General features: G+C 68.0%; 7 protein-coding genes. 4 read left to right on the plus strand and 3 right to left on the minus strand.

Annotated elements, in window-relative coordinates:
- On the minus strand, positions 1 to 1,338 hold a 1,338-nt coding region (locus GA0115259_RS09500; RefSeq protein ID WP_107469153.1), incomplete at its 3' end, for an ROK family transcriptional regulator.
- A gap of 142 nt (positions 1,339 to 1,480) precedes the next feature.
- Between GA0115259_RS09500 and GA0115259_RS09505 the strand changes: the two genes are divergently transcribed.
- Genes GA0115259_RS09505 through GA0115259_RS09520 form a run of 4 tightly spaced genes read left to right on the plus strand, consistent with a single transcriptional unit; the run spans position 1,481 to position 6,041 of the window.
- Positions 1,481 to 2,791 (plus strand): extracellular solute-binding protein, encoded by a 1,311-nt coding sequence (locus GA0115259_RS09505; protein ID WP_093593721.1) that lies wholly within the window; start codon positions 1,481 to 1,483, stop codon positions 2,789 to 2,791.
- A 10-nt stretch (positions 2,792 to 2,801) separates the two neighbouring features.
- Positions 2,802 to 3,812, plus strand: coding sequence for a carbohydrate ABC transporter permease (locus GA0115259_RS09510; RefSeq protein WP_093593724.1), 1,011 nt, complete (start codon positions 2,802 to 2,804; stop codon positions 3,810 to 3,812).
- Positions 3,805 to 4,665 (plus strand): carbohydrate ABC transporter permease, encoded by an 861-nt coding sequence (locus tag GA0115259_RS09515; protein ID WP_093593727.1) that lies wholly within the window; start codon positions 3,805 to 3,807, stop codon positions 4,663 to 4,665. The genes GA0115259_RS09510 and GA0115259_RS09515 overlap by 8 nt, the downstream gene beginning before the upstream one ends.
- A gap of 20 nt (positions 4,666 to 4,685) precedes the next feature.
- Positions 4,686 to 6,041 (plus strand): GH1 family beta-glucosidase, encoded by a 1,356-nt coding sequence (locus tag GA0115259_RS09520; RefSeq protein WP_093593730.1) that lies wholly within the window; start codon positions 4,686 to 4,688, stop codon positions 6,039 to 6,041.
- A gap of 102 nt (positions 6,042 to 6,143) precedes the next feature.
- Here the strand turns inward: GA0115259_RS09520 and GA0115259_RS09525 are convergent, their stop codons facing one another.
- Positions 6,144 to 7,040 (minus strand): PfkB family carbohydrate kinase, encoded by an 897-nt coding sequence (locus GA0115259_RS09525; protein WP_093593733.1) that lies wholly within the window; start codon positions 7,038 to 7,040, stop codon positions 6,144 to 6,146.
- 38 nt (positions 7,041 to 7,078) lie between these two features.
- Positions 7,079 to 7,526: zinc-binding dehydrogenase (locus tag GA0115259_RS09530; protein ID WP_141716504.1), on the minus strand; the 448-nt coding region annotated here is incomplete at its 5' end.

The raw sequence follows: 7,526 nt of genomic DNA on the forward strand, positions 1-7,526 counted from the left end.
CCCCGCGGCCCCCCCCGCCGTAGTCGAGGCGCGGTGCCAGCGGCGGGACACGGAGCCTGCGCCCGGATCCGGTTCGGATGACGGCCCCGGGAGTCTCGGACGGCTGCCGCCGCGTGCGAGGAACGCGGCGAGAGGCAGCGTCGCGGCGCCCACCGTCACCGCGTCCGGGCCGAGATGGCCCAGCTCGATGCTGGTGCGCTCCGCCGGGTGCCGGAGCGCGTACGCCTCCGCATGGCGCCGGATCGCGGGCAGCAGATGCGGTCCGATCAGCAGTCCCGCCCAGCCGCCGAGCAGGATGCGCTCGGGCAGGAAGAGATTGATCAGATCGGCGACGGCCGCTCCCAGACACTGGGCGGTGTCGTCAAGGAGCGATACGGCCACCGGATCGGGCGCGAGGCCCTCGCCTTCGGGGAAGGCCGCTTCGAGCAGCGCCGCCAGCGCGGTCTCGTCGTCCGCGTCGTCCGGCAGCGGTCCGCCCGCTTCGTACCATCTCTCACGCATCGCCTCCGCTCCGGCGTACGCCTCCAGACAGCCGACGGAGCCGCAGCGGCAGCGGCGTCCGCCCATGTGCACGGTGGTATGGCCCCATTCGAGCGCGCTGCCCCGGCCGCTCTCCTCCACCAGCGCACCGCCGTGGATGACGCTCGCGCCGACTCCGGAGCCGATGAGCGCGATCGCGGCCGTGCCGGCGCCTCGGCCGCCGCCGAACCACATCTCGGCCTGTCCGAGAGTCTTGGCTCCGTTGTCGATGAACAGCGGTACCTCGGACGGTACGTCCAGGACCGCACGCAGCAGCTTCTCGAACGGGACCGCGGTCCAGCCGATGGTCTGGCCGTGCACCACGGCGCCGTCCTGACCGCCGCGCTCGATGATCCCGGGAACGCCGATACCGATACCGAGGAGCCGCCCCGGATCGGCGCCCGCGTCGCGCAGCACATCGGCGACACCGGAGCAGACATGGGAGACGATGCGCTCGACGTCGTAGCCGTGCTGGGCCAGCAGCCGGTCGGTACGGGCCAGTTCGGTGAGGGAGAGATCGAAGAGCTCGACGCGGACCCGTGTCTCACCGATGTCGATACCGATGAGCAGTCCTCCGCCAGGCGCGACGCGCAGCAGCGTACGAGGACGCCCGCCGTCCGAATCGACCACTCCGGCCTCCTCCAGAAGGCCCTCGGCGGCGAGTTCGGCGACAACGTTGCTGATAGAGCCTGAACTCAGCCCGGTGGCCGTACCGAGCTCCTGGCGGCTGAGCGGACCGTCGAAATACAACCGTTGTACAACCCTGGCACGGTTGTCCCTTCGCAGGTCACGCACCGTCCGTCTGCCGCGTTCTCCCATGGTGCTCCTTCCGTGGACGCAACATACCCCGGTCACAAACCTTGACGCGACCTTCCCTCACCTCTTAAATCACGTCATAAATTAAGTCATGGAGGCCGTTCGACTCTCGAACGCAGCCACCCCCGGAAAGGGGCCACCTCACATGCGCACCATCAGAGCCGCAGCAGCAGTAGCCGTCGTCAGTGCCCTCACCGCCGTCGCCGGCTGCGGTGGCGGATCCTCCAGCGAGGGCGGAAGTAACGAATCACCCAAAACCCTGACGTACTGGGCATCCAACCAAGGGCCCAACATCGAGGCGGACAAGAAGATACTCACCCCCGAACTGAAGAAGTTCGAGGAGCAGACCGGCATCAAGGTCAAGCTCGAAGTCATCCCGTGGTCCGATCTGCTCAACCGGATCCTGGCCGCCACCACCTCGGGTCAGGGCCCCGACGTGCTGAACATCGGCAACACCTGGTCGGCCTCCCTCCAGGCCACGGGCGCGCTGCTGCCGTGGGACCAGAAGAACTTCGACGCGATCGGCGGCCGTGACCGGTTCGTCGACTCGGCGGTCGCCTCGGCCGGTGCGGAGGGTCAGGACCCCGCCGCCGTGCCGCTGTACTCGCTGGCCTACGCGCTCTACTACAACAAGCAGATGTTCGCGGACGCCGGTATCTCGCAGCCTCCGGCCACCTGGGACGAGCTTGTCGCCGACGGCAAGAAGATCTCCAAGGACGGCAAGTGGGCGCTGGGCGCCGAGGGCGGCAATCTGTCCAACAACATCCACCAGGTCTTCGTGCTGGGCAAGCAGCACGGTGCCGACTTCTTCGACAAGGCGGGCAAGCCGACCTTCACCTCCGACGGCGCCGTCGCCGCGGTGAAGCAGTACGTCGACTTCATGGCCAAGGACAAGATCATCGCTCCGGGCAACGCGGAGTACGCCCAGAACCAGTCCCTCACGGACTTCGCCAAGGGCAAGACCGCCATGGTGCTGTGGCAGGCCGCGGCCTCGACCTTCGCCTCCCAGGGCATGAAGCCCGAGGACTGGGGCGTCGCTCCCGTTCCGGTCCAGTCCGGCACTCCGGGCACCGGCCAGAACACCAACTCCATGGTCGCGGGCATCAACATCGCGGTGTTCAACAACACCAAGAACGTCGACGGCGCCAAGAAGTTCGTGAAGTTCATGACGAGCGACGAGGAGCAGAAGCTGCTCAACAAGACGTTCGGCGCGATCCCGCCGGTGAAGGCCGCCCAGGAGGACCCGGCCTTCGGCGCGCCCGATCTGAAGGTCCTGCGTGACACGCTGTCCACCAGCGCCGCGCCGCTCCCGCAGGTCGCGAACGAGTCGCAGTTCGAGACGACCGTCGGTACGGCCGTCAAGGAGCTGTGGGCCGACGCCGCGGCCGGCAAGCCGGTGACCACCGAATCCGTCAAGGCGGCCCTGACCAAGGCCCAGCAGCAGATGGCACAGTGAGGCTTTCTCCATGACCGCCACCGTGACACCCAGCACTGGGCACAAGGCGGGCAAAACGGAGAAGACGGAGCATGGGGGTGCGCGCGGACCACGTCTGCCGCGCATCCCCGACCGCATCCGTCAGGGCGGTCTGCCCTATCTCCTGCTGCTGCCCGCGGTCGTGCTCGAACTGCTCATCCACATCATCCCGATGGTGATCGGGATCTGGGTGAGCTTCCGGCAGCTCACCCAGTTCTTCATCAGGAACTGGGGCAATTCACCCTCCGCCGGCTTTGACAACTACAAGATCGCCATCGATTTCGATGCTCCGATCGGCCAGGCGCTGCTCCACTCGTTCCTGGTGACCTGTGCCTTCACCGTGCTCTCCGTCGGGCTGTCCTGGCTGTTCGGTGTGACGGCGGCGATCATGCTCCAGGAGAACTTCCGCGGCCGGAGCATTCTGCGGACGATCTTCCTCGTCCCGTACGCCCTGCCCGTGTACGCGGCGGTCATCACCTGGGCGTTCATGTTCCAGCACGACAACGGCATCATCAATCACGTACTGCACGATCAGCTCGGCCTCACCGACAAGCCGTCGTTCTGGCTGATCGGCAACAACAGCTTCATCGCGCTGGTCGTCGTCTCGCTCTGGAAGTCCTGGCCGTTCGCGTTCCTGATGCTGATGGCGGCCCTCCAGAACATCCCGCGCGATCTCTACGAAGCCGCCTCCATCGACGGAGCGGGCATCTGGCAGCAGATCCGCAAGATCACCCTGCCGTCGCTGCGCCCGGTCAACCAGGTGCTGGTGCTCGTGCTGTTCCTGTGGACGTTCAACGACTTCAACACGCCCTATGTGCTGTTCGGCAAGTCGGCGCCCGAAGCGGCGGATCTGATCTCGATCCATATCTACCAGTCGTCGTTCGTCACCTGGAACTTCGGCTCGGGATCCGCCATGTCCGTCCTGCTGCTGCTCTTCCTGCTGCTCGTCACGGCGGTCTATCTGTTCTTCACCTCACGGGGAAGGAAGGGCTCCGATGTCTAGGCCCAGGTCGCCCAGCGCGCCGCCGCAGTCGTTCATCTGGACGCGCCGTGTCGTACTGACACTGCTCGCGACCTTCGCGCTGCTGCCGGTCTATGTGATGGTCAGCAGCTCGCTCAAGCCGCTCCAGGACGTGTCGGGCAAGTTCCAGTGGTTCCCGACGAACTTCACGGTCCGGCCGTACTTCGACATCTGGAAGACCGTTCCGCTCGCCAAGTACTTCGTCAACTCGCTGATCGTGGCCGGTTCGGCGACCGCGCTCTCCGTGGTGATCGCGGTGTTCGCCGCGTACGCGGTGAGCCGCTACCGCTTCCGCGGCAAGCGTGTCTTCACCGTCACGGTGCTCTCCACCCAGATGTTCCCGGGCATCCTCTTCCTGCTCCCGCTGTTCCTGATCTTCGTCAACATCGGGAACACCACGGGCGTCGAGCTCTACGGCTCGCGCGGCGGTCTGATCCTCACCTATCTGACGTTCTCGCTGCCGTTCTCCATCTGGATGCTGATCGGGTACTTCGACTCGATCCCCAGGGAGCTGGACGAGGCCGCCATGGTGGACGGCGCGGGGCCCATCCGCGCGCTGTTCCAGGTGGTCGTGCCCGCCGCGGTGCCCGGCATCGTCGCCGTCGCCGTCTACGCGTTCATGACGGCCTGGGGCGAGGTCCTCTTTGCCTCCGTCATGACCAATGACACCACCAGGACCCTGGCCGTCGGTCTCCAGGGCTACGCCACCCAGAACGATGTCTACTGGAACCAGATCATGGCCGCCTCGCTGGTCGTCAGCGTGCCCGTGGTCGTCGGGTTCCTTCTTCTCCAGCGCTACCTCGTCGCCGGCCTGACCGCGGGCGCCGTGAAGTGACCCATTCAGAAAGGCAGTCCGTGAACGACCTCAACGCCCTTCCCCACGATTTCACCTGGGGCGTCGCCACCGCCGCGTACCAGATCGAGGGAGCCGTGGCCGAGGACGGCCGCAGCCCCTCCATCTGGGACACGTTCTCGCACACTCCGGGCAAGATCGACAACGCCGACAACGGCGATGTGGCCTGCGACCACTACCACCGTGTGCCCGAGGACATCGGGCTGATGAAGCGGCTCGGTGTGGACGCGTACCGGTTCTCGATCGCCTGGCCGCGGATCGTGCCCGGCGGTGACGGACCGGTGAACGAGCGCGGTCTCGCGTTCTACGACCGGCTGGTGGACGGTCTGCTGGAGGCGGGCATCACTCCGTTCGCCACGCTCTACCACTGGGATCTGCCGCAGATCCTCCAGGACCGCGGCGGCTGGCCCTCGCGTGACACCGCCGAGCACTTCGCGGCGTACGCCTCCGCCGTCGCCGAGCGGCTCGGCGACCGTGTGAAGGACTGGGCGACGCTCAACGAGCCGCTCTGCTCCTCCTGGATCGGCCATCTCGAAGGCTCGATGGCGCCCGGACTGACCGATCTCACAGCCGCCGTGCGCACCTCGTTCCATCTCCACCTCGGGCACGGTCTCGCGGTGCAGGCGATCCGCGCGGCGTCCTCGGACGCCCGGGTCGGCATCGTCAACAACCTCAGCCCGATCGAGCCGGCGAGCGACAGCGACGCGGACCGCGCCGCCGCCGTCCGTGCCGACGGTCATACGAACCGCTGGTGGCTGGACCCGATCCACGGCCGCGGCTATCCGCAGGACATGCTCGATCTGTACGGAGTGGACCTGCCCGTGCGCACGGGCGATCTGGAGACCATCGCGACACCGCTGGACTGGCTGGGGCTCAACTACTACTTCCGCCAGATCGTCGAGGACGACCCGACGGGCCAGGCGCCGTTCGCGCGTCAGGTGGACGTACCGGACGCCCGCCACACCCATATGGGATGGGAGGTGCACGCCGACGGTCTGGAGCAGCTTCTGCTCCGACTGAAGGACGAGTACGGCGCCCAGCGGATCTTCGTCACCGAGAACGGCTCGGCCTTCCCCGACACCGTACGGGCGGACGGCACCGTCGACGACCCGGAGCGCGCCCGGTATCTGGACGAGCATCTCGCCGCCTGCGCGCGGGCCGTGGAGAAGGGCGCTCCGCTCGCCGGGTACTTCGCCTGGTCGCTGATGGACAACTTCGAGTGGGCGTACGGCTACGACAAGCGGTTCGGTCTGGTCCATGTGGACTACGAGACACAGCGCCGCACCATCAAGGGCAGCGGTCACCACTACGCGGAGATCATCCGCGCGGCCAACGGCCGGACCGGCAAGGCCGCCTGACGCAAGGCTGCCTGACGCGTCCTCACTTGCAGTGAACGGCCGGAGCCACCGTCCTGGGGAGGTCGGACGGTGGCTCCAGCCGCCGGCGGTACGCTCAACCGCTCAGATACTGGCGGGTATTGAGGGTTCCGTACCGGTCTGGGCACAGACCGAGGCGGCCACCTCGGAGGCATAGCCCAGCATCCGTGTCACCTGGTCACGCGACAGCGCGGCGGCGCCGCCGTCCCGGTGCGCGCCGGTGGTGGTCAGCCAGTTGAGAACACCGGACATGAAGGCGTCTCCCGCGCCGATGGTGTTGACCACCTCGACCGGCACCGCGGGCACGGACACCGGCTCCGCGGAGCCCGCGTATCCGGTACTGCCCTTGGCACCACGGGTGACCACCACGAGCCTGCCCTCCGCCGCCAGCCGCCGGCAGGTCTCGTCGGGATCGGTGCCGGGCCAGAGCCGTACGAGATCCTCGTCGCTCGCCTTGACCACCTGGGCCAGCGAGCACAGCTCACGCAGCCGGCGCCCGCCCGTCTCCGGATCGATCGTCCGGTCCTCGCGCACATTGGGATCCACCACCAGCAGGGAGCGCGCGGCGGCGGCGCGCGCGGTGGACGCGACGGCCTCGGCGGCCGGTTCGACGACCGCCGCGACACCGCCCGCGTACACCGCTGCGAACCGGTCCACCTCGCCCGCGTGGTCCGGCAGCCGGAAGGTCGCCGTGTCCTGGAGATGGAAGTGGTAGCTGGTGCCGTCCGGGCCCGGATCGGCGACCGCGAGCGTGGTGGGCAGCTCCGAGCGCGCGCAGAGACCGAGCTCCGTACCGGCCGAGACCAGCCGCTGTTCGATCATCCGCGCGAAGCCGTCGCCGCCGAGCGCGCCCGCGAACCAGCTCGGTGTGCCGAGCCTGGCGAGTCCCGCCGCGACATTGGCCGGAGCACCGCCCGGCTCGGCGCGATAGGCCGCCGGCTCCTGCGGCGACGGTACGAGGTCGATGAGCGCCTCGCCCATCACCAGGACGGCGCCCGGGCAGACCGGCCGCTCCTCGGTCACGGCTCCACCACGATCTTGCGGCCCTGGCCCGCCTTGAACCGCTCGATCGCCTGCGGGTACTCCTCCAGCGGCATCCGGTCGCTGATGAAGACCGCCGGATCGAGCACTCCGGTGGCGAAGAGCGCGGCGGCCCGCTCGTAGCTGTGCAGCACCGCCATGGAGCCGGTGATGGTGATCTCCTGGTTGTAGATGCGGTACGGCTCGATGACCGCGGTCGTCGCATAGTCGGAGACGCCGAACTGGAGGAAGGTGCCGCCCTTGGCGACCCGGCCGAGACCGTCCTGGATGGCGCCCGCGTTGCCGGTGGCGTCGATCACGAAGTCCCAGCCGCCCGGCCTGTCGAACTCCTCCGCCGAGGCGGCGGTGCGCGAGCAGCCCAGCTTGCTGGCGGTCGCCAGCCGCTCCGGATTGATGTCCAGGACGTCGACGGCGGGGGGGGCGGGG

The sequence above is a fragment of the Streptomyces sp. MnatMP-M17 genome, assembly GCF_900091995.1.
GTDB lineage: Bacteria > Actinomycetota > Actinomycetes > Streptomycetales > Streptomycetaceae > Streptomyces.

What these genes read in the sequence shown, in the direction of transcription:
- GA0115259_RS09510 (WP_093593724.1), top strand. Translation starts at nt 2,802, where the DNA reads ATGACCGCCACCGTGACACCCAGCACTGGGCACAAGGCGGGCAAAACG.
- GA0115259_RS09515 (WP_093593727.1), top strand. Translation starts at nt 3,805, where the DNA reads ATGTCTAGGCCCAGGTCGCCCAGCGCGCCGCCGCAGTCGTTCATCTGG.
- GA0115259_RS09525 (WP_093593733.1), bottom strand. Translation starts at nt 7,040, where the DNA reads ATGGGCGAGGCGCTCATCGACCTCGTACCGTCGCCGCAGGAGCCGGCG.
- GA0115259_RS09505 (WP_093593721.1), top strand. Translation starts at nt 1,481, where the DNA reads ATGCGCACCATCAGAGCCGCAGCAGCAGTAGCCGTCGTCAGTGCCCTC.